At 69.1% G+C, this 20,647-nt stretch carries 16 protein-coding genes and 1 pseudogene; 9 read left to right on the forward strand and 8 right to left on the reverse strand.

Going from position 1 to position 20,647, the window contains the following annotated elements:
* Positions 1-122 precede the first annotated feature (122 nt).
* A complete protein-coding gene (locus ABZS37_RS06535) occupies positions 123-1,421 on the forward strand; it encodes a glycosyltransferase (RefSeq protein ID WP_355166167.1) in 1,299 nt (432 codons plus the stop codon).
* A 13-nt stretch (positions 1,422-1,434) separates the two neighbouring features.
* Here ABZS37_RS06535 and ABZS37_RS06540 read toward each other — a convergent pair whose 3' ends face one another.
* From ABZS37_RS06540 to ABZS37_RS06555, 4 genes are all read right to left on the reverse strand, one after another.
* Entirely contained in the window at positions 1,435-2,052 is a 618-nt protein-coding gene (locus ABZS37_RS06540) for a DapH/DapD/GlmU-related protein (protein ID WP_355166169.1), read from the reverse strand.
* A complete protein-coding gene (locus ABZS37_RS06545) occupies positions 2,015-3,538 on the reverse strand; it encodes a lipopolysaccharide biosynthesis protein (protein ID WP_355166171.1) in 1,524 nt (507 codons plus the stop codon). Before ABZS37_RS06545 ends, ABZS37_RS06540 begins: the two co-directional genes overlap by 38 nt.
* Entirely contained in the window at positions 3,538-4,518 is a 981-nt protein-coding gene (locus tag ABZS37_RS06550) for an NAD-dependent epimerase/dehydratase family protein (protein WP_355166173.1), read from the reverse strand. Before ABZS37_RS06550 ends, ABZS37_RS06545 begins: the two co-directional genes overlap by 1 nt.
* A gap of 80 nt (positions 4,519-4,598) precedes the next feature.
* Positions 4,599-5,279, reverse strand: coding sequence for an acyltransferase (locus ABZS37_RS06555; RefSeq protein WP_355166175.1), 681 nt, complete (start codon positions 5,277-5,279; stop codon positions 4,599-4,601).
* A gap of 349 nt (positions 5,280-5,628) precedes the next feature.
* On the opposite strand from ABZS37_RS06555, the gene ABZS37_RS06560 reads away from it, so the two are divergent.
* The 3 genes and pseudogenes from ABZS37_RS06560 to ABZS37_RS06570 all read left to right on the forward strand — a co-directional run bounded on the left by ABZS37_RS06560 (position 5,629) and on the right by ABZS37_RS06570 (position 8,044).
* Entirely contained in the window at positions 5,629-5,832 is a 204-nt protein-coding gene (locus ABZS37_RS06560; protein WP_355166177.1) for a hypothetical protein, read from the forward strand.
* A pseudogene (locus ABZS37_RS06565) lies at positions 5,820-7,029 on the forward strand (zinc carboxypeptidase); the annotation flags it as partial. The gene ABZS37_RS06560 and the pseudogene ABZS37_RS06565, both read left to right, overlap by 13 nt.
* Positions 7,030-7,123: 94 nt before the next feature.
* Complete coding sequence (locus ABZS37_RS06570) at positions 7,124-8,044, forward strand: NAD(+)/NADH kinase (RefSeq protein WP_355166179.1); 921 nt, start codon at positions 7,124-7,126, stop codon at positions 8,042-8,044.
* 175 nt (positions 8,045-8,219) lie between these two features.
* Here the strand turns inward: ABZS37_RS06570 and pgm are convergent, their stop codons facing one another.
* On the reverse strand, positions 8,220-9,863 hold the full coding sequence (pgm, locus tag ABZS37_RS06575; protein ID WP_355166181.1) for a phosphoglucomutase (alpha-D-glucose-1,6-bisphosphate-dependent): 1,644 nt from the start codon (positions 9,861-9,863) through the stop codon (positions 8,220-8,222).
* A 31-nt stretch (positions 9,864-9,894) separates the two neighbouring features.
* Complete coding sequence (gene glgC / locus ABZS37_RS06580; RefSeq protein WP_354993913.1) at positions 9,895-11,127, reverse strand: glucose-1-phosphate adenylyltransferase; 1,233 nt, start codon at positions 11,125-11,127, stop codon at positions 9,895-9,897.
* Positions 11,128-11,197: 70 nt separating this feature from the next.
* Here glgC and glgA point away from each other — a divergent pair, with 70 nt between their 5' ends.
* Positions 11,198-12,418, forward strand: coding sequence for a glycogen synthase (gene glgA, locus ABZS37_RS06585; RefSeq protein ID WP_355166183.1), 1,221 nt, complete (start codon positions 11,198-11,200; stop codon positions 12,416-12,418).
* A gap of 31 nt (positions 12,419-12,449) precedes the next feature.
* Here glgA and ABZS37_RS06590 read toward each other — a convergent pair whose 3' ends face one another.
* A complete protein-coding gene (locus tag ABZS37_RS06590; protein WP_355166185.1) occupies positions 12,450-12,893 on the reverse strand; it encodes a helix-turn-helix domain-containing protein in 444 nt (147 codons plus the stop codon).
* 134 nt (positions 12,894-13,027) lie between these two features.
* Between ABZS37_RS06590 and ABZS37_RS06595 the strand changes: the two genes are divergently transcribed.
* Entirely contained in the window at positions 13,028-13,894 is an 867-nt protein-coding gene (locus ABZS37_RS06595; protein WP_355166187.1) for an aldo/keto reductase family oxidoreductase, read from the forward strand.
* 54 nt (positions 13,895-13,948) lie between these two features.
* Here the strand turns inward: ABZS37_RS06595 and ABZS37_RS06600 are convergent, their stop codons facing one another.
* Complete coding sequence (locus ABZS37_RS06600; RefSeq protein WP_355166189.1) at positions 13,949-14,893, reverse strand: inositol-3-phosphate synthase; 945 nt, start codon at positions 14,891-14,893, stop codon at positions 13,949-13,951.
* A gap of 321 nt (positions 14,894-15,214) precedes the next feature.
* Between ABZS37_RS06600 and ABZS37_RS06605 the strand changes: the two genes are divergently transcribed.
* From ABZS37_RS06605 to ABZS37_RS06615, 3 genes are all read left to right on the forward strand, one after another.
* The gene (locus tag ABZS37_RS06605; protein ID WP_355166191.1) at positions 15,215-17,440 is read left to right on the forward strand and encodes a maltotransferase domain-containing protein; all 2,226 of its coding nucleotides are present in this window, start codon (positions 15,215-15,217) and stop codon (positions 17,438-17,440) included.
* Positions 17,428-19,533, forward strand: coding sequence for a 1,4-alpha-glucan branching protein GlgB (glgB, locus tag ABZS37_RS06610; protein WP_355166193.1), 2,106 nt, complete (start codon positions 17,428-17,430; stop codon positions 19,531-19,533). Before ABZS37_RS06605 ends, glgB begins: the two co-directional genes overlap by 13 nt.
* 253 nt (positions 19,534-19,786) lie before the next feature.
* On the forward strand, positions 19,787-20,644 hold the full coding sequence (locus ABZS37_RS06615; protein ID WP_355166195.1) for a DUF4132 domain-containing protein: 858 nt from the start codon (positions 19,787-19,789) through the stop codon (positions 20,642-20,644).
* Positions 20,645-20,647 lie beyond the last annotated feature (3 nt).

The following is a 20,647-nucleotide window of genomic DNA, read 5'->3' on the forward strand; positions in this document are numbered from 1 at the left end:
CATCGTCGACCCAGGAGGGCCACCGGCGGCGCGCCCTGATCCCCCGTAACCGCATCGGTGCGTAGAGTAACACCGGCAATAGCCGCCAACAGCTTGAGACACGCTTTATGCGAATGGAAAGAATGAAAAGCTACGAAACCCTCACCTCTCCGGCTCAGCCGAACCTTCCGGACGGACTCGCGCCACAAGTGGTCATGGTGGCGGCCTATCGGTTTCCGCACGGCGACGCCATGTCGAACCGGCTGCTCCAGCTGGCACGCTCCGCGACCCCCCCAGGTACGTCAACCCTGATCGTGAACGACTGGCCCGGCAACGAACGTCAGCCTGAGTCGGTTGCCCTGCCACCCGAATTGCGACTGATCACGCTATTCGCCGCCGGCGGAGGCGGCCGGTTTCGTCGCTGGATGCACCGACAGAGCCGGCCCGTGCGAGTGCTCATGGCCCTGCGGGAGGCGGGAGTACCCATCGGTGATCTCACTGGTTTCTGCCTTCCACTGGGATTGTGGAACCTGACCACGTGGATCGTGCTGCGGCTGACGTTGCGCTGCCCGTTGACTGTGGACGTGCTCGAACGGCACGAGCCTGGGCAGTTTCGCCACGGGCGTCTAACGCCCTACTTCATCCGGCACCGGTGGCACTCCTTCCTCGCCGGACGGTTGGCAGACCGAATCATCGCGATCTCCACAACGCTGCAGCGACGTTTCGCCCGGCCGAATCGCCCCATCCTGGTCATCCCGCCCCAGGTCGACTGCGCTGACTATCGCCAGCCGGCGCCGCCATCATTGAAAGGAAGCCTGCGGTTGCTGTACGCCGGCACCGCAGGGTCCAAAGATCATCTCGCTGCCGTGCTGGAGGGCATCCGCCGGCTGCCCGAGCCGGAGCGCCGGCAGGTGCGGCTGAACATAGCCGGGATGACCCGGGAACAGGCCACTGCCGTGTCCGACCTGGACGACGAAGTGGTGGCGGACCTCGGCGACCAGGTCAACTTCCTGGGAAGGGTGTCGCGCGAGCGGGTTCTCGCCGAGTTGGGCACGGCGCACTTCTCAGTGCTGGTCCGGCCCCCGGGGGGCTACGCCGAGGCGGGCTTTCCGTCGAAGGTTCCAGAGAGTCTGGCCGCCGGCTGCCCTGTTCTGCTCAATCACACCAGTGACCTGGCGGCGTACGTCGACGATGGCCGAGAGGGCATTGTGCTGGCGGGACCCAGCGCGGACGACGTCCGAGATGGCCTCCAGCGGGCACTCACCCTTGATGACGCGCAGTGGTGGCAGATGAGCCGCTGTGCCCGGGAGCGGGCTTCAGCGTTCGACTACCGCGCCTGGGCACCCACGGTAAGCGCCTTCGTGACCGGTCACGCACATGTCCCGAACGGCCAGGACCACGTGCGTGGGGAAGCGAACGCCCACCCACCGCGGAGCAGGTGAAGACACAGCCCGATCAGACCACCGGGCCGGCTGGAGCCGGCGGTTTGCGCGCCTCACTGCTGCCCGCTGGTCGCGCCGACACCGTCCGATCCTCCTCGTGCCCCGGCACGCCGTAGATCTCTCGGATCACCGCAGCCTTCTCCTGGGCCGGCAGGTGTCCACAGCCGAGTGACTTGGCCTTCATCGTGGCGAGGTACTCGTCCGTGCTCCGAAGAACGCGGGCGGGCACGCCGGCGGCCACGCTGCTGTCGGGAATGTCGCGGGTCACGACCGAGCCAGCCCCGATGATGCATCGATCGCCAATCCGCACCCCGGGCATGATGATTGACCTGACACCTATGTAGACGTCGTCGCCGATGCTGATCGGCGCGGTCCACTCCAGGTCAGGATGATCCCTCCTCAGAATGAGAGTCCCGCCGTCGTGAGTGAGAAACTGCACCCCGGCCGTGATGTAGACATTGTCGCCCAAGGTGATCAACCAGGGCTCGGAGCCGAACATGCTCCGATTGATTCCATAAAAGCGCACTCGTCCGCGCAGATTCACCCCGATCGAACGGGCGAACTCTTCCGGGTTGCTGGCCGCTGCGCGTCGATCACGCAGGGCAGCGACGATGCCGCGCACCGTACTCATCATCATGCTCCATTTCAACCGAATTGGGCCGTCCCGCTGGAACGGTGGCCAACGCCTTGCGATACCCCACAATGGCTGCTGGGAGCACCGTGACCCCGTACGACAACGCCGAGGCGAACGCGACACCGGACAGGCCCCCCCTCGCCGCCAGGAGGATCTTCAGCGGTACGGCGACAACCAGGCAGGCCGCCCAACCAAGGAACTGCGGTCCCAGCAGCCCGATGCTGTTCTGCACCATGAAGAGCGGGGCCGCGACAGCGACGAGAATCGACCACACGGCGAGCGCGACGAACAGGGGAGCTGGCACCCGTTCGAGATCCTCCGAACGGACCCAGAACTGCAGAATGTCGTTGCCGCCCAGGACGAGGCACAGCGCGGGCAGAGTTACCGCCGCGGCGGACAGGCAGACCATCCGTCGGGTGCTGCGCCGGACCCAGCCCACATCGCCCCGAGCGAGCGCCTCGCCATTGGCCGGCCACAGCGGCAGGTTGACCAGGGTCACGAACAGAGCCAGCACGGCGAACATCCGCAGTATCACCGCGTAGTTGGCAGCCGCGTGCAAGCCGAGCACCCGGCCGACCAGGAAACCGTCGATGTTGAGGGCGACGGAACTCAGCAAGGAGAGCCCGAAGAACCGGGATCCCAACCTGAGTAGCCCACGCGCTATCGGCGCACGAACGTTCTTGACGTGTGGCCGAAGGGCGGGTTGCTGCCAGCCGAAATAGCAGATCGAGTTGGCGACGTTCATGAGGGGTACCGCGAGCACCGCGGCCGCGATCACCAGAGTCGGACTGGCATGCGTGGCGACAGCCGCCACCACCATGCCCGCCGAAACGAGACTGCCAGCGGCCTGCCAAAGGTTGCTCTGCGCAACCTGCTGGTGGGCGTACTGCACCCGCTGGATGAGGGCCAGCGGGATGTTGACCAGGAAGGCACCGAAGCAGAGCAACACCACCGCCCGGGCGTCCCGGGCCACCACCGGATCCGCGACGTTCAGCAGCGCCGGCCAGGGAACCAACTGGACGGTGACCACCAACACCAGCAGCAGCGCCGCCGCCAGAGTACCGAGCAAGGCGTACGCGCTGGCGATTTCCCGGGCCGCCGCGCGGCGGTCACCAGCGGCGTACCACCGAGAGAGCCGGGTGAGCAGGCCGTTTCCGAGTCCGAAATCGGCGAACAGCGCCATCGCGGTCAGTGAGGTGATCGCCATCCACATGCCGTACCGCTCAGCGCCGAGATAGCGGAAGGCGACCGGGGTGATCAGCAGTGGCGCGGCGAGCCCGACGGCCTTGCCTGCGAGCGATGAGGCGATGCCGGTGACCAGCGCACGGCCACGCGACCGCCGCGCCGCCGACGTATCACCTTCGCGTGACTCCGGCCCCGCGGTCGCAGCCCGTACTGCCTTCGGGGTCTCAGCGGAGACGCCCCCGACATCGCCGACCAGGACGGATGGGGCCACCCGGGCGGCCGGAGGCCGGTCGACCATCAGACCGGCTGCTTCAACACATGCGCCTCGAACCACTCCACGGTGGCCCGCAGACCGTCGACTCGGGGAGTTGGCACCACGTCAGGAAAGAGTGAGCGGAGCACCCTGTTGTCGGCCTCGGAGTGCCGGACATCCCCGGTGCGTGGCGCCACGTGCCGCCGTAGGACCGGACGGTCGATGATCTGCTCCAACTCGGACACCACCGTGTTCAACTCCGCTCGGGCGCCGAAGGCGAGGTTGACCGGTTGAGGATGAGAAACGGAGCGCTCAACCGCGTCGAGCAGCACGGCGCAGACCGTCTCGACATAGGTGAAGTCGCGTGATTGCCGACCGTCCCCGTGGATTTCGACGGGCTCACCGCGAAGTGCCGCGTACACGAAACGGGGGATGACAGCCGCGTAGCCGTGATCGTGCCGCTGACCCGGGCCGTAGACGTTGAAGAAACGGAACGCGAGGGTGGGCAGGCCGAAGGACGCCTGGTACGCCAGTGCGTAGGCTTCGGTGGCCAGTTTGCTCACCGCGTACGGACTGAGCGGGCGAGTCCAGGCAAGCTCGGTCTTGGGCAGCACCGGATTCGCGCCGTAGACCGAGGAGGACGAGGCGACGACGACGTGGCTCACATCATGCCGGCGAGCAGCCTCCAGCACCCGCAGTGTGCCGGTGGCGTTGGCGTGGTGTGAGGCGATCGGATCACGCAGCGAACGCGGCACGCTCGGCAGCGCCGCCAGGTGGACCACCGCGTCCCGGCCGGTCATCGCCCGGTCCAGCGCCTCGTCGTCGAGCATCGAACCCGGAATCGTGTCCACGTCGAGACCGTCGAGGTTGCTCATCCGCCCCGTCGCCAGATCATCAAGGATCCGGATGTCGGTGACGGTGCGGCGCAGGATCGCAGCACGGGCCAGATTGGAGCCGATGAATCCCGCACCGCCGGTGATGAGTAGTCGCATTCGTTCCGCCTTCACGCCCCGTTGAGTGGTCATCCGGTCCAACGATTTTTCTCAGCAACTGTCACGCTTCGTCATTGCGCGACTACGAGAGGCGGATGGCTGTCCGGCGACCATCAGGGGCGAGCGGCCGCGGTTGAGACTGGCCGCGCATCGGACCCCGGAAGGTCCGACAGCGCCGCCAGCTCCGCCGGGCTCAGTCGGCGGTCCGGCGGGTAGAGCTGCTGTTCGTGCGAGATGATCGTCTCCACAGGCCAGCGCAGCCGGATCACTCGGGCCGGGTTGCCGGCGGCGACGGCGTAGGGCGGCACCGGCCGGGTCACCACGGCGCCTGCCCCGATCACCGCGCCCCGACCGATCGTCACCCCGTGCAGGATGACGGCACGGCTGCCCACCCACACGTCGTCGCCGATCGTCACCCCCCGGTCGAGAGCCCCGTCGGAGGGATCCTTTTCGACGGCGATCATCGGCGCACCGACGCGGTCGATCCGGTGATTGCCGCCCCGGATGGTGACCTCAGGCCCGAACATGACGTTGTCACCGATCCGGATCCGGGATCGAGCAGCCATGATGACCGGGCGGTGACCGAGGTCGACATTGCGGCCGACCTCGATCGTCGTGTAGGTGTAGACGCCATCCGGATCGAAGGTGAAGTTGTCCCCCCGGGCAGCGAACCGGCTGGCGCTAGCCATGCCACGGACGGCCCTGCGGACCCGCGTGCCGCTGACCCAGATCAGGTCCAGGAGGCGGGCAACTCCCGCGACCACAGGTCCGGGGCGGTGCGACGACACGCGCATCAGGCTCTGCACCGCCCGGCGACCGTTCCTTGCTGGACCACACTGCGGATCTGAAGCATCGAACCTTCCCTCGCCTGACTCCGTCACCACCACTTCGGACACCAGCGAGCGTACGGTTGATTTGAACGCTTAAAAGGCAGAATGCGTATTTCGTGGCGGGGAAGGCATTCGTCACGTGCGAATGACAGTGCCGGCCCCCTGCGGCAGCTGGCCGACACCGCCCGAGCATCACACGAGGCAGTTGGGCACCGATACGATCAGCCACCTTTCGCCCATTGGCCAATTGGCATCGATCAACCTGCACCGAAGGCTCGCGCCTACAGGTTCTTCCTTCACCCAAGGAGGCGCGATGCGACCGAGACGACTGGCGATCGTCAGCGTGGTCACTCTGCTCGGCGCACTGGCACTCACCCCACCGGCCAGCGCGCGGCCGCCGTTCGATCCGGGCGCCCGTGACGGCCTGGAGGTGTACGTCGGCACGGTCGACGCGAAGCAGCGGGATCAGCTGCGCGCGGCGGGGGTCGACCTCGGCCACGACGCGAAGAGACGCTGATCGCCGGCGAGGTGGGAAAGAACCTGCCGATCGCGTTGGCTGTGGCACGGTCCGCAGCGGACCCGGACGACCCGGTCTCGGTGGTCGGACCGAGCACCCGGACTTCGTGGTGGACGCCTTCGAAACCTCGTACGGGCGTTCCCAGCAGGTCGCCTCGGTCACCCGCCGGGTGCGGAAGAACGTACGGATGCATTACGTGGTCAACGGCGCGCGGCCGAAGACGATCGCGGTCCGTGAGTGGCTCGGCGGCGAGCGGTACGGCGACACGCACGACGACTACTACGCCGAGCTGCGGGTCACGGTCACCGGCACGAAGCCGGGTGACCGGGTGGAGGTCTGGTTCACGGGGAACAAACCGCGTGCCGAGGTGGTCGCCAGCGAACACTTCACCTACCGGGTGCACAACGACATCGGCGGTGACGTGCTGGTCCTCGCACTGGAGGACGTCACCGGCTCCAACGGGTCGTACGTGTACCACCCGGACGCGCCGCCGGAGTGCACCGACCTGTACAGCGGGCAGGCCGACGAGTCATACAAGCGGCTCACGGTGGACCTCACCGGGGCGAACAGCGGAGAGCTGCGCTTCTTCACCTCGTACGAGATCGAGCAGAACTGGGACTTCGGCGCACGAGGTGGGCAGCGACGACTGGACGACCCTGCCGGACGCCAACGGCAAGACCAGCACGGTCACCGGGGACAGCTGTGGTGAGGGTTGGTCGCAGTTGCACCCGTTCCTCGCGCATTACCAGGCCGCGGACTGCTCCCCCACCGGGAGCACCGGCAATTGGAACGCGGCGACCGGGACGTCGAGCGGCTGGAAGGAGTTCGTGGTCGACCTGTCCGGTTACGCCGGCAAGCAGGTCGAGGTGTCGATCAACGTACGCCTCGGACTGGGCACCCAGGGTGTCGGCGTCTTCCTGGACGACGCTCGGGTGCTGGTCGACGGCTCGACCGTGGCGGAGACCTCGTTCGAGTCGGCCGACCTGGGCGGCTGGACGGTGGCCGGGCCGCCGGCCGGGTCCGCTGGCAACGCACAACGACTGGTCGCGCAGCCAGCAGGCGTTCGAGGAGGGCTCGGTGGTGGTCACCGGGGACGCGGTGTACCTGGGCTTCGGGCTGGAGGGTCGGCCTCCGGCGGCCCGAGATGACCTGGTTGCCCGATCGCTGACGCACCTCACCGGTCAACCCCGCCCCTGACGGCGGCGAGGTGGCGCCGCCAACGGTCCCGGACCGTCGGCGCACCTTCGGTGTACGCCGGGTGAGGTCGCCGCCAATGTGATGAGCTGTACGGGTGTCGGGGCTGGGACTTGTGCTGCACCCCACCCGGGATGTCACCGAGGTGGTCGGGATCATCGAACGGTGGGCGACGCGCCACCACAAGACGCTGATGGTGCGCGAAGAGGACCAGCACCGCGTGCCGTCCTGCGTTGTACCGGTGCCGGCGGCGGAGGTTGCCGCCCGCGCCGACGCACTGATCAGCATCGGCGGCGACGGCACCATGCTGGGTGCGCTGCGCTCGGCCATCCTCGACCCGAAGCCGGTGCTCGGCGTACACCTGGGCCGGCTCGGCTTTCTCGTCGAGGTCGAGCCCCCGGCGCTGCCCGAGGCGCTGAGCCGGTTGCTGTCGAAGGACTTCACCCTCGAGTCGCACGCCTGCTTGGCCTGCGACGTGTGCGGCGACGACATCGTGGCGTTCAACGACATCGCGCTGGTCCGCCAGCCCGGCTCGGGTTTCGTCACCGCCACCCTCGCGGTCGACGGCCAGAAGTACGGCTACTACCGCGCCGACGCGGTGGTGGTCAGCACACCGATCGGCTCGACCGCGTACAGCTACGCCGCCGGCGGCCCGCTGATCTCCCCGGCGGCGGACGCGGTGGTCATCACCCCGTCGGCGCCGATGTCCGGCATCTCCCGCTCGGTGGTGCTGTCCCCGGACGAGAAGATCCGGCTGGAGTTGAATCCCCAGTCGTCGGCGGTCGTGGTGGAGATGGACGGGCTGGTGTTCCGCGACGCGGCGACCGAGGGAACCGTGGACATCAGCTACCGCCGCAACGCCGGCCTGGTGGTCCGCTTCGATCGGCTGCGCTACCAGGAACGCAACCAGTTGAAGATGAGCCTGCTCGACCTGCCCTTCCTACCTGATCAGCTCCGCGAACTCCTCCCGAAAGAGCTCCAGAACGCCGCCAACCAAGAATTCCCCCCACGCTGCTAACCCCACCCACCTGCGCCACCCACCCCCCCCAACCCCAATCCACCCACGCTTCCGGTGATCAAGAGGTTTGCGTCAGCCCGCCCGGCGTGTCGTGACGCAAACCTCTTGATCACCGCGGCTGGGCGGAGCGTGCGCGGGGTGGGGTGCGCGCGGGTGGGGTGGGGTGGGGTGGGGATCAGGCTTGGGCCAGGGCTTCGTCCACCAGGGTCTTGGCTTCCTGTTGGATGCGCTTGAGGTGCTCCGGGCCCTGGAAGGACTCGGCGTAGATCTTGTAGACGTCCTCGGTGCCGGAGGGGCGCGCGGCGAACCAGCCGGACTCGGTGCTGACCTTGAGACCGCCGATCGGAGCGCCGTTCCCGGGCGCGGTGGTCAGCGTCGCCGTGATCGGCTCACCGGCCAACTCGGTGGCGGTGACCTGCTCCGGGGAGAGCTTGCCGAGCACGGCCTTCTGCTCCCGGGTGGCCGGGGCGTCGATCCGGGCGTACGCGGGTGCGCCGAACCGCTCGGCCAGCTCCGCCCAGTGCTCGCTCGGGCTCCGCCCGGTGGTGGCCAGGATCTCGGCCGCGAGCAGGCAGAGCAGCAGGCCGTCCTTGTCGGTGGTCCAGGTGGAGCCGTCGCGGCGCAGGAACGACGCGCCGGCGCTCTCCTCGCCGCCGAAGCCGACCGCCCCGTCCAGCAGCCCGGGCACGAACCACTTGAAGCCGACCGGCACCTCCAACAGCGGCCGGCCGAGGTCGGCGGCGACCCGGTCGATCATCGACGAGGAGACCAGGGTCTTGCCCACCGCGGCGGCCGGACCCCAGTCGGTGCGGGTGCGGAACAGGTGATCGATCGCCACTGCCAGGTAGTGGTTGGGGTTCATCAGACCGGCGTCCGGGGTGACGATGCCGTGCCGGTCGGCGTCGGCATCGTTGCCGGTGGAGATCTGGAAGTCGGCGCGGGCGGCGATCAGCGACGCCATCGCGTTCGGCGAGGAGCAGTCCATCCGGATCTTGCCGTCGCCGTCCAGGGTCATGAACCGCCAGGTCGGGTCGACCGTCGGGTTGATCACGGTCAGGTCCAGTCGGTGCCGCTCGGCGATCTCACCCCAGTACGCCACGCTCGCCCCGCCCAGCGGGTCCGCGCCGATCCGCACCCCGGCGTCGCGGATCGCGTCGATGTCGATCGCCGCCGGCAGGTCGTCGACGTAGGCGGCGAGGAAGTCGTACTCCCCTGTGGTGTCGGCGGCCCGGGCCCGCGCGTAGGTGACCCGACGGACCTCCTTGAGCCCGGCGGCGAGGATGGCGTTGGCCCGGTCCTGGATCCACCGGGTCACGTCGGTGTCGGCCGGCCCGCCGTTGGTGGGGTTGTACTTGAATCCGCCGTCGTCGGGCGGGTTGTGCGACGGCGTGATGACGATGCCGTCGGCGAGCCCGCTGGTACGCCCCCGGTTGTGGGTGAGGATCGCGTGCGACAGCGCCGGCGTGGGGGTGTAGCCGTCGCGGCTGTCCACCAGCACGGTGACCCCGTTGGCGGCGAGGACCTCCAGGGCATCCACCGCGGCCGGCGCGGAGAGCGCGTGGGTGTCCCGGGCGAGGAAGAGCGGACCGTCCAGCCCCTGCTCGCGCCGGTAGTCGCAGAGCGCCTGGGTGACCGCGAGGATGTGGTCGGAGTTGAACGCGTTACGCAGGCTGGAGCCCCGGTGGCCGGAGGTGCCGAAGGAGACCTGCTGCGCCGGGTCCGCGGGATCCGGATGCTCGGCGTAGTAGGCGGTCACCAGACGCGGCACGTCGACCAGGTCGGCGGGCTCGGCGGGCTGGCCGGCACGGGGGTGGGTCACTGCGGGATCCTCCTGGAGGAAGTACGGGTGGTCACAGCTCGACCTTCTGGCCCTTGCCGATCACCACGATGCCATTGTCGGAGACGGTGTAGCGCTGCCGGTCCTTTTCCAGGTCGACGCCGATCTCGGCGCCCTCCGGGACGAACACGTTCTTGTCCAGGATGGCCCGCCGGATCACCGCGTGCCGGCCGATCTCCACACCCTCCATCAGCACCGAGCCCTCGACGTGCGCCCAGGAGTGCACCCGCACCTTCGGCGAGACGATCGAGTTTTCCACCAGCGAGCCGGAGATCACCACACCCGGGGAGACCATCGAGCCGACCGCGCGGCCAACCCGCTCACCCCACTGGTGTACGAACTTCGCGGGCGGCCACGGCGGCTGCTCGGTGTAGATCGGCCAGTCGAAGTTGTACATGTTGAACACGGGGTGCACGTTGATCAGATCCATGTGCGCGTCGTAGAACGAGTCGAGTGTCCCGACGTCGCGCCAGTAGCCCCGGTCCCGGTCGGTGCTGCCCGGCACCTCGTTGTCGCGGAAGTCGTAGACGTTCGCCTCGCCCCGTTCGACGAGCATCGGGATGATGCTGCCGCCCATGTCGTGCTTGCTGGTCTTGTCTTCCGCGTCGCGCTCGACCGCTTCGCAGAGCGCCCGGGTGGTGAAGACGTAGTTGCCCATCGAGGCGTAGATCTCGTCGGGCGCGTCGGGCAGACCGACCGCGTCGGTGGGCTTTTCGCGGAACGCCCGGATCCGCCGGCCGTCCTCGCCGACCTCGATGACGCCGAACTGGTCGGCCGTCGACAGCGGCTGGCGGATGCCCGCGACGGTGACCGCGGCGCCGGAGGCGATGTGGTCCTCCACCATCTGCCGCGGGTCCATCCGGTAGATGTGGTCGGCGCCGAAGACGATGACGTAGTCGGGCTGCTCGTCGTTGATCAGGTTGAAGCTCTGGTAGATGGCGTCGGCCGAGCCGGCGAACCACCACGGGCCACGCCGTTGCTGCGCGGGCACGGGGGTGACGTAGTTGCCGAGCAGCGTGGACATCCGCCAGGTCTTGGTGATGTGCCGGTCGAGGGAGTGGGACTTGTACTGGGTCAGCACGACGATCTTGAGATAGCCGGCGTTGGCCAGGTTGGAGAGGACGAAGTCGACCATGCGGTACATCCCGCCGAACGGGACGGCCGGCTTGGCCCGGTCCGTGGTGAGTGGCATCAGGCGCTTGCCCTCACCACCCGCCAGGACGATCGCGAGCACCTTGGCAGCCATGCCCCGACGCTATCCACCCGCGTCGCACTTCACCACTCGTACGGGGACTCTTCTGCACTAGGGTGCGCACATGACCGACTCCTCCCCGGCCACTGGATCCCTGCGCGTCGATCTGCTCACCCGTGAGTACCCGCCGGAGGTCTACGGCGGCGCCGGGGTGCACGTCGAGTACCTGGCCCGGGAGTTGCGCCGCCTCACCGACGTGCGGGTGCACTGCTTCGGCCTGCCGCGCACCGAGCCGGGCGTCACCGCGTACGCCGAACCGCCCGGCCTGACCGGTGCGAACGCCGCGCTGCGCACGATGGGCGTGGATCTGGAGATGGCCGCCGGCACGGCCGGCACCGACGTGGTGCACAGCCATACCTGGTACGCGAACCTGGCCGGTCACACCGCGAAGCTGCTGCACGGGGTGCCGCACGTGGTGACCGCGCACAGCCTGGAGCCGCTGCGGCCGTGGAAGGCCGAGCAGCTCGGCGGCGGCTATGCGCTCTCCTCCTGGATCGAACGCACCGCCATGGAGGCCGCCGACGCGGTGATCGCGGTCAGCGGGGGGATGCGCAACGACGTGCTCACCGCCTACCCGCAGATCGACCCGGCCCGGGTCCGGGTGGTCTACAACGGCATCGACACCATCCAGTACGCACCGGACCAGGGCACCGACGTGCTCGACCGGCTCGGCATCGACCCGTCCCGACCCAGCGTGGTCTACGTGGGAAGGATCACCCGGCAGAAGGGGCTGCCGTACCTGCTGCGGGCCGCCCGGGAGCTGCCGGCGGACACCCAGCTCGTGCTGCTCGCCGGCGCACCGGACACCGCGGAGATCGCCGCCGAGGTGGAGGAGCTGGTGGCCGACCTGCGGGCCAACCGCTCCGGCGTGGTCTGGGTGGCCGAGATGCTGCCGAAGCCCGAGGTGATCCAGGTGCTCACCCACGCCACCGTCTTCGCCTGTCCCTCGGTGTACGAGCCGATGGGCATCGTCAACCTGGAGGCGATGGCCTGCGAGACGGCGGTGGTGGCGACCGCGACCGGCGGCATCCCGGAGGTCGTGGCCGACGGTGAGACGGGCCTGCTGGTCCCCATCGAGCAGGCCACCGACGGGTCCGGCCGACCGCTGGCACCGGAGAAGTTCGTCGCCGACCTGGCCGGGCGGATCAACGAGCTGCTCGCCGACCCGGAACGCACCGCGCGGTTCGGTCAGGCCGGCCGGCAGCGGGCCGTGGAGCACTTCTCCTGGGACGCGGTGGCCCGGCAGACCCTCGACGTCTACCGCTCGGTCGGCGCGGCAGGCTGAGCAGACCCCTGTGACGCCTTCGCGCTCCGGTTCAGGCGGCGCGGTCGTCGTACGTCGCGCGGTTGGCGAGCACATCGTCCATGTGCATCTCGGCCCAGGTCTTGATGCCGCGCATCATCTGGTGCAGTGAGAGCCCGAGGTCGGTCAGCTCGTAGGAGACCGTGACGGGCACGGTCGGCGTCGCGGTACGGGTGAGCAGACCGTCACGCTCCAAGGAGCGCAGTGTCTGAGTGAGCATCTTCTGGCTGACGCCGGCCAGGAGGCGGGACAGCTCCGAGTAGCGCATCGACCGGGGCTCACCAGCGCAGTCGGCGCCGAACTGATGCGAGCCGTCGCTGCCCAGAGCGGCCAGGACCAACGTGACCCACTTGTCGGAGACCCGGTCGAGCAGCTTGCGGCTGGGGCATCCCGCCAGGAAAGCGTCGTATTCGGCCTTGGTCTGTGCCCTCTTCTGGGCCGCCGTCATCGTTGCCATCGACCGATCCTCCAACCGCAGGTGCGTTACGCACCTCAAGGTGCCTACTTCCCGTGAGGAAGTTACCTCCCTACCGTGAAGCAGGCAACGGTTCGGCACCAGCATGAATCAACACGAGGATCAGAGGTCTGCGCATGTCCCCCACTTCCCTTCCCGGCGGCACCTGGACGCTCGGCGACCTGACCGTCACCCGGTTCGGCTACGGCGCCATGCAACTCGCCGGCCCCTGGGTCATGGGGCCGCCCGCCGACCACGACGGCGCGCTCGCCGTCCTCAGGGAGGCCGTCGAGGCCGGCATCACCCACATCGACACCAGCGACGCCTACGGGCCACACGTCACCAACCAACTGATCCGTGAAGCGCTGCACCCGTACCCCGAATCGCTGCACATCGTGACCAAGGTCGGTGCGACCCGCGACCCGCAGGGCGGCTGGCCCCCGGCCCGGGAGCCGGAAGACCTGCGCCGGGCCGTGCACGAGAACCTTGAGAACCTCGGCCTTGAGGTGCTCGATCTGGTCAACCTCCGGCTCGGCAACGCCGAGGGACCCCAACCCGGCTCGCTCGCTGAGCCGTTCGAGACGCTCGTCGAACTCCAGCAGCAGGGCCTGATCCGGCACCTCGGAGTGAGCACCGCGACGGCGGATCAGGTCGCCGAGGCACAGGCGATCGCACCGATCGTGTGCGTGCAGAACATGTACAACCTCGCGTACCGCCACGACGACGAGCTGATCGACAAGCTCGCCGCACAGGGCATCGCCTACGTGCCCTACTTCCCGCTCGGCGGCTTCAGCCCACTGCAGTCCTCGGCGCTGGAGACCGTAGCCGCCCGGTTGGACACGACGCCGATGTCCGTTGCCCTGGCCTGGCTGCTGCGGCGGTCGCCGAACATCCTGCTCATCCCCGGCACCTCGTCCACGGCACACCTGCGCGCGAACATCGCCGGCGCGGGACTCTCGATCTCCGACGAGGACCTTGCCGAGCTGGACAAGATCGGCCGCTGACGAGGCATTCGCCAACCCGGCAGACCAATTGGTTGGGGCGGCGGGTCGATCCGTTCAGATCGCCGTCCCAGGCGGGGATTTGAGCAACGACGTCGCCTCGGCGGGATGACCACCATGCCCGTTTCGTAGCGCGCTGGCGGCGATGCGAATGAGATCGATGTTGACCCCGGCAGCACCACTCGGGTCATGGACCTTCAGTTTCACGTCAAGGCTCACTGCCGTCTCGCCCCAACCCTGCGCCTCAAGGTTGAGGTGTGCCACCTTCTGCGATTGGAGATGCGACAGGTACCCGAGCGGAGCCACCTGCACCTTGTCGGTCGCCGACAACGCGTTGAGCTTGGACTGCTTCTTGGTGTCGGGGTTCTCGACCAGGTTACGGAAGTCTTCGGTGCCGCCCAGATTGACCTGGTAGGAACTGACCAGAGTGAGGCCCCGCTCCTCAAGTAACCGCAGCAGCGCTTTGTGCAGCACCGAGGTGCCGAACTGGCTGGCCAGGTCATCGCCGACCAGCGGCAGGCCAGCGGCCTCGAATCTGCTCATCCAGAGCGGATCGCGGGCGATCGGGTCGGAGGTGGTGTTGATGAAGGCGACGCCAGCTCTGTGGGCGGCTTCGGCGTACGCCTGCGCGGTCCCCGGCCGGCCACTCGGCGCTGAGTAGAGCAGCACCTCCGCCCCTGCCAGCGCCGCTGCCACCCGATCCACCCCGGTCGCGTCGACAAGACCCTTGGTCACGGGGACATCCGCCCTGGGAAGCTCACCATCGAGCTGAGGGAAGTTGTTGGGCGGCAGGAAGATCGCCTCGGTCAGGTCCCTGCCGATCTTCTCCTCGGAGGTGGCGAAAGCCGCGACGAAATCGATGTCGTCCACCCCGAGCCCGTCGATCATCGGCCGGCGGATACCCACCAGACTGCCGCTGTGGCGGTACAGCGCAATTCCCTGCACCAGCGCTGACGTGTTGTTTCCGACGCCCACAACCGCAACTCGCACCCGTTTGATCACGGACGCGAGACTACTGGAGATCACGAACCGCCAGCCGCACCGCGAAGATCCACACAACGTCGGCGAAAGTGCTGTATCAACAGGCATTGAAACAGCAACCTCGCCGACATTGTGTGGATCTTGTCGGCGGGACGGCCGAGAGGCTGCGTCCGGTGAGCGCGAAAGCAGGGCGCGGAGCCAACCGCATGCTCTGAACCTCCGTCACGTAATACCGACGATACGTGACACATCTCGATGCGAGCCCTGTGCTCCGTGCTCGCACGAAGACTGACGAGCGTGCTTGGCCGCGCGCGAAGGGATCTCGCGCAGTAGGTTGGCGGGGTGACTGGACGGTTCCCGATCGAAGACGTCTCCCCCGTCGTCTCGTGCGGGCGGTACCCGGCCAAGGCGGTGGTCGACGAGCCAATCCCGGTGTCGGCGCGCGCCTACCGGGAGGGGCACGACGCACTGGGCTGCACCGTGGTGTGGGCCGGCCCGGACGGCGCGCAGCGGCCGTTCACCCGGATGCTCCCCGGCGAGCCCGGCCAGGACCGGTGGCACGCCACCATCGCGCCAGACACCGTCGGCCCCTGGACCTTCCACATCGAGGCGTTCCAGGACCCGTATCTGACCTGGCAGAACGCGGTGACCAAGAAGATCGCCGCTGGGCAGGGGCCGGCCGACCTGGCCAACGACCTGGCCGAGGGTGCGCGGGTGCTCGCCGCCGCCCGGGAGCTGGTGCCGGCGACCGACCGGCCCCGGGTCGCCGCAGCTCTCACCGCGCTGGTCGACACCGACCTGCCGCTGCCGCAGCGGGTCGACCCGGCGCTGGCCCTGGCCGACCTGCTCTGGGAGCACCCGGTGCGGGAAATGGTCACCGCCGGTGACACGTACTCCCTCTGGGTTGACCGCAAGCGGGCGCTCTACTCGGCCTGGTACGAGTTCTTTCCCCGCTCGGAAGGGGCGGTGGGCGGCCGGTCCGGCACCTTCGCCACCGCCACCGAGCGGCTGCCCGGCGTGGCCGCGATGGGCTTCGACGTGCTCTACCTGCCGCCGATCCACCCGATCGGCCGGGTCAACCGCAAGGGCCGCAACAACGCGCTCACCGCCGGGCCGAACGACGTGGGCTCGCCGTGGGCGATCGGTGCCGCCGAGGGCGGCCACGATGCCATCCACCCCGATCTGGGTACGCCGGCAGACTTCCGGGCCTTCATCGACGCGGCGGCGGCGCAGGGCCTGGAAGTGGCGATGGACCTGGCGTTGCAGTGCGCGCCGGACCACCCGTGGGTCACCGAGCACCCGGAGTGGTTCACCACCCGGGCCGACGGCAGCATCGCGTACGCGGAGAACCCGCCAAAGAAATACCAGGACATCTACCCGGTCAACTTCGACAACGACCCCGACGGCATTCGGGCCGAGGTGCTGCGGGTGGTGCTGCACTGGGTCGGCGAGGGCATCCGGATCTTCCGGGTGGACAACCCGCACACCAAGCCGTTCGACTTCTGGCACTGGCTGATCGCCGAGGTGAAGGCCGTCGACCCGGACGTGCTGTTCCTGGCCGAGGCGTTCACCCGGCCGGCGATCATGCACGGCCTCGGCAAGATCGGCTTCACCCAGTCGTACACCTATTTCACCTGGCGCACGACGGCCGCCGAGATGCGGGCGTACTGCGAGGAGTTGATCGAGGCGGCCGACTACATGCGGCCCAACTTCTGGCCGAACACCCCGGACATCCTGCACGAGTCGTTGCAGCACGGCGGCCCGCCGATGTTCAAGATCCGGGCGGTGCTGGCCGCGCTGCTCTCCCCCTCCTGGGGCCTGTACGCGGGCTTCGAGCTGTTCGAGCACGTGGCCCGCCCCGGCGCCGAGGAATACCTGGACAACGAGAAGTACGAGCTGCGCCCCAGGGACTGGGCCGGCGCCGAGGCGCAGGGCCGCTCGCTGGCGCCGTTCCTCGCCACCCTCAACCGGGTACGCCGTGACAACCCGGCCCTGCACCAGCTGCGCAACCTGCGGTTCCACGAGATCGACAACCCGGCCCTGCTCTGCTGGTCCAAGCACGACCCGGAGACCGGCAACACCGTCATCGTGATCTGCTCGTTCGACCCGCGCATCGTGCAGTGGGGCAACACCACCCTGGACATGCCCGCGCTCGGCTTCGACTGGCACGAACGGTTCACCGTGCACGACGAACTCACCGGCACCAGCTACGACTGGGGTCAGCGCAACGCGGTGCGGCTCGACCCGTACCTGCAACCGGCGCACGTGCTGACCGTGCGCCGCCCGACCCCGCCCGCCGCACCGGCACATGCCGCGACCGTCGCGCCGGAACTGACCGTCGCGGACATCCCCGACGACCTATCCGGCGGCACCTCGCCCACCGCGCCCGTTGCGAACCTGCCCGTTCCGAACCCGCCTCGTCGGTCCACCCCCGTCCCGACCCCGCCCCGCCGGTCCGGCTCCCGCACGCCCGCGTCCCGCAGGCCCACCGGAGCACCGAGAGACGCCGCCCGCACCGATACCGCACCGACCGACGCCGCCCCGAAGGACGCCCGATGGACCAGCTGATCACCGGCGCGACGCACGACCCGCACGCGTTGCTCGGCGCGCACCCCGCCGCCGACGGGTCGACGACGATCCGCACGATGCGCCGGGGCGCTGGCGACGTGGTGCTGCTCGTCGGCGACGAACGGCACCCGATGAAGCGGGTACACGACGTCGGTGTGTTCGAGACCACCGTCGAGGGCCCGGTCCTCGACTACCGGGTGGAAACCGATGGCACCGTGGACGACGACCCGTACCGCTACCCGCCGACCCTCGGCGAGCTGGACCTGCACCTGATCGGCGAGGGCCGGCACGAGCGGCTGTGGGAGGCGCTCGGCGCCCGGGTCTTCGACGAGGGCGTCGCGTTCAGTGTCTGGGCGCCCAACGCCCGAGGCGTCCGGGTGATCGGCGACTTCACCGGCTGGGGGGCGGACGACGGCTGGCCGATGCGGTCGCTGGGCTCCAGCGGGGTGTGGGAGCTGTTCGTGCCCAACGCGCGGGTCGGGGCCCGCTACAAGTACCGGATCCTCGGCGCCGACGGGCAGTGGCGGGACAAGGCCGACCCCCTGGCGGCGTACGCCGAGGTGCCGCCGGCCACCGCCTCGGTCGTGCACCACTCGACCTACCGGTGGTCCGACGCGGACTGGCTGGCCCGCCGCGCCGAACGGCAGCCGCACCAGGAGCCGATGAGCGTCTACGAGGTGCACCTCGGCTCGTGGCGGCCCGGCCTGAGCTACCGCGAGCTGGCCGAGCAGCTCACCGCGTACGTCACCGAGCTGGGCTTCACCCACGTGGAGTTCCTGCCGGTCATGGAGCACCCGTTCGGCGGCTCCTGGGGCTACCAGGTGACCGGCTACTACGCGCCGACCTCCCGGTTCGGCGACCCGGACGAGTTCCGGCACCTGGTCGACCAGCTGCACGCCGCCGGCATCGGCGTGATCCTGGACTGGGTTCCCGCGCACTTCCCCAAGGACGAGTGGGCCCTCGCGCGCTTCGACGGCACCCCGCTCTACGAGCACCCCGACCCGCAGCGCGGTGAGCACCCCGACTGGGGCACCTACGTGTTCGACTTCGGTCGCAGCGAGGTACGCAACTTCCTGGTCGCCAACGCGCTCTACTGGTGCGACCAGTTCCACGTCGACGGGCTGCGGGTGGACGCCGTCGCCTCGATGCTCTACCTGGACTACTCCCGTCAGCACGGCGAGTGGACCCCCAACCAGTACGGCGGCCGGGAGAACCTGGAGGCCCTCGCGTTCCTGCAGGAGGTGAACGCGACCGTCTACAAGCACCACGCCGGTGTCGTGATGATCGCCGAGGAGTCGACCGCCTGGCCGGGTGTCACCCGCCCCACCGCCGAAGGCGGGCTGGGCTTCGGGTTCAAGTGGAACATGGGCTGGATGCACGACACCCTGCTCTACACCTCGAAGGACCCGATCTACCGCCAGCACCACCACCACCAGCTCACCTTCTCCCTGGCGTACGCCTGGAGCGAGAACTACGTGCTGCCGATCAGCCACGACGAGGTGGTGCACGGCAAGGGCTCACTGGCCGGCAAGATGCCCGGCGACACCTGGCAGCGGCTGGCCAACGTACGGGCGCTGCTGGCGTACATGTGGGCGCACCCGGGCAAGCAGCTGCTCTTCATGGGCTCCGAGCTGGCCGACGACCGGGAGTGGAGCGAGGAGCGCGGCCTCGACTGGTACCTGCTGCACGACCCGGCCCGCGCCGGCGTGCAGCGACTCGTCGCTGACCTCAACCGGGTGTACCGGGACACTCCCGCGCTCTGGGCGCAGGACACCGAGCCGGCCGGGTTCCGGTGGATCGCCGGTGACGACGTCGCCAACAACACCGTGTCGTTCGTCCGGATCGCCCCGGACGGCTCGACGCTGGTGTGCGTGGCGAACTTCTCCGCGTCTCCGCTGCACGACTACCGGATCGGCCTGCCGGCGGGCGGCACCTGGACCGAGGTGCTCAACACCGACGCGCACCACTACGGCGGCTCCGGGGTCGGCAACATGGGCGCGGTGCACGCGCAGGACGTGCCGTGGCACGGCATGGTCGCCTCCGCCGCCCTCCAGGTCCCCCCACTGGGCGCGGTCTGGCTCCGCCGCGACTGAGGCGGCGGGGTGCGCGGCGGCGTCGCGGCGGACCGTTGCCCGACCGTCCGCGGGTGGAGCCGAACCAACCGGATCTGTGACTTCCGCAGGTCCGGTCCTTGTCGTCCCGCCGCTCGGCCCCGGTCCCCCACCGCCACCCGGCCAACGGGTTCCTGTCGTGTCGGTCACTGCTGTTAGCGTCCCCCCTCGTTGATCAGTCTCGGCCAACTCGCCATGAAATCGGGCCGGCCTACCACTGTGGAGGGTGATCCTGATGGGCTGGCTAGCGGTCGGAGACTCCTATGAGATCTCTTTTGTCGACGGGAAGGTGGCGGCCCGATCCACCGGCTCACGGGCCAGCGGTCGTCCACTGAAGACACTGCCGAAGGCGCTGCGCGACGACCCCGAGGTGGACCGGTTGCGCCAGCTCGGCCAGTGGCTGGATCGGCACACCGCCGAATGCCTGGCGCGGGTCGACGCCTGGGTGGTGTCCTCGCTGCCGGTGCCGACCGGGCTGCTGGCCCGGGTCTGGCCGGACCCGGCCTGGCAGGGCGCGCTGCGCGACCTCGTGGTGCTCGGGGACGACCCGGCCGAGCCGGGCTTCCTGCGGGACGTCACCGACACCGGTGACCTGCGGGTGGTCAACCTCGACGGGGACACCGTCCGGCTCTCGCCGGCCAGCGCCACGCTGCCCCACCCGGTGCGCGTGCCCGATCTGACGGACCTGCGCGAGTTCGCCGACGAACTGGACGTCACCCAGCGGGTCGAGCAATTGCACCGGGGCACCTGGAGCAGGCCGGCCAACCTGAAGGACCGGGACACCACGATCAACGACTTCCACGGCACCACGGTCCCCAACCGGCTGGCCGTCCGGGCCGCCACGCTCGGCTTCCGGGTCTCCGGCTCCCAGGTCACGTGCCGGGTCTGGGAGGCCGGCCGCACGGTCGAGGCCGCCATGTGGTTCGACGAGGCCTACTGGGACTCCGAGGCGACCCTCGGCAGCCTCTCCTGGTCGGTCGTGGACGGGCCGACGCTGCGGTTGACCGAGGTCGGGCCGGTGGCCTGGTCGGAAGGAATACGGATGGCGACGGCCCTGTCCGGCGCCCTGACCCGAACGAGGGAAAAGGCGTGACCG

Source organism: Micromonospora sp. NPDC005413 (assembly GCF_040606435.1).
Classification (GTDB): Bacteria; Actinomycetota; Actinomycetes; order Mycobacteriales; family Micromonosporaceae; genus Micromonospora.

Coding starts and splice junctions, on each gene's coding strand:
- ABZS37_RS06535 (WP_355166167.1), top strand. CDS start 123: ATGAAAAGCTACGAAACCCTCACCTCTCCGGCTCAGCCGAACCTTCCG.
- ABZS37_RS06540 (WP_355166169.1), bottom strand. CDS start 2,052: ATGAGTACGGTGCGCGGCATCGTCGCTGCCCTGCGTGATCGACGCGCA.
- ABZS37_RS06545 (WP_355166171.1), bottom strand. CDS start 3,538: ATGGTCGACCGGCCTCCGGCCGCCCGGGTGGCCCCATCCGTCCTGGTC.
- ABZS37_RS06550 (WP_355166173.1), bottom strand. CDS start 4,518: ATGACCACTCAACGGGGCGTGAAGGCGGAACGAATGCGACTACTCATC.
- ABZS37_RS06555 (WP_355166175.1), bottom strand. CDS start 5,279: ATGCGCGTGTCGTCGCACCGCCCCGGACCTGTGGTCGCGGGAGTTGCC.
- ABZS37_RS06560 (WP_355166177.1), top strand. CDS start 5,629: ATGCGACCGAGACGACTGGCGATCGTCAGCGTGGTCACTCTGCTCGGC.
- glgC (WP_354993913.1), bottom strand. CDS start 11,127: ATGGCTGCCAAGGTGCTCGCGATCGTCCTGGCGGGTGGTGAGGGCAAG.
- glgA (WP_355166183.1), top strand. CDS start 11,198: ATGACCGACTCCTCCCCGGCCACTGGATCCCTGCGCGTCGATCTGCTC.
- ABZS37_RS06590 (WP_355166185.1), bottom strand. CDS start 12,893: ATGGCAACGATGACGGCGGCCCAGAAGAGGGCACAGACCAAGGCCGAA.
- ABZS37_RS06595 (WP_355166187.1), top strand. CDS start 13,028: ATGTCCCCCACTTCCCTTCCCGGCGGCACCTGGACGCTCGGCGACCTG.
- glgB (WP_355166193.1), top strand. CDS start 17,428: ATGGACCAGCTGATCACCGGCGCGACGCACGACCCGCACGCGTTGCTC.
- ABZS37_RS06615 (WP_355166195.1), top strand. CDS start 19,787: ATGGGCTGGCTAGCGGTCGGAGACTCCTATGAGATCTCTTTTGTCGAC.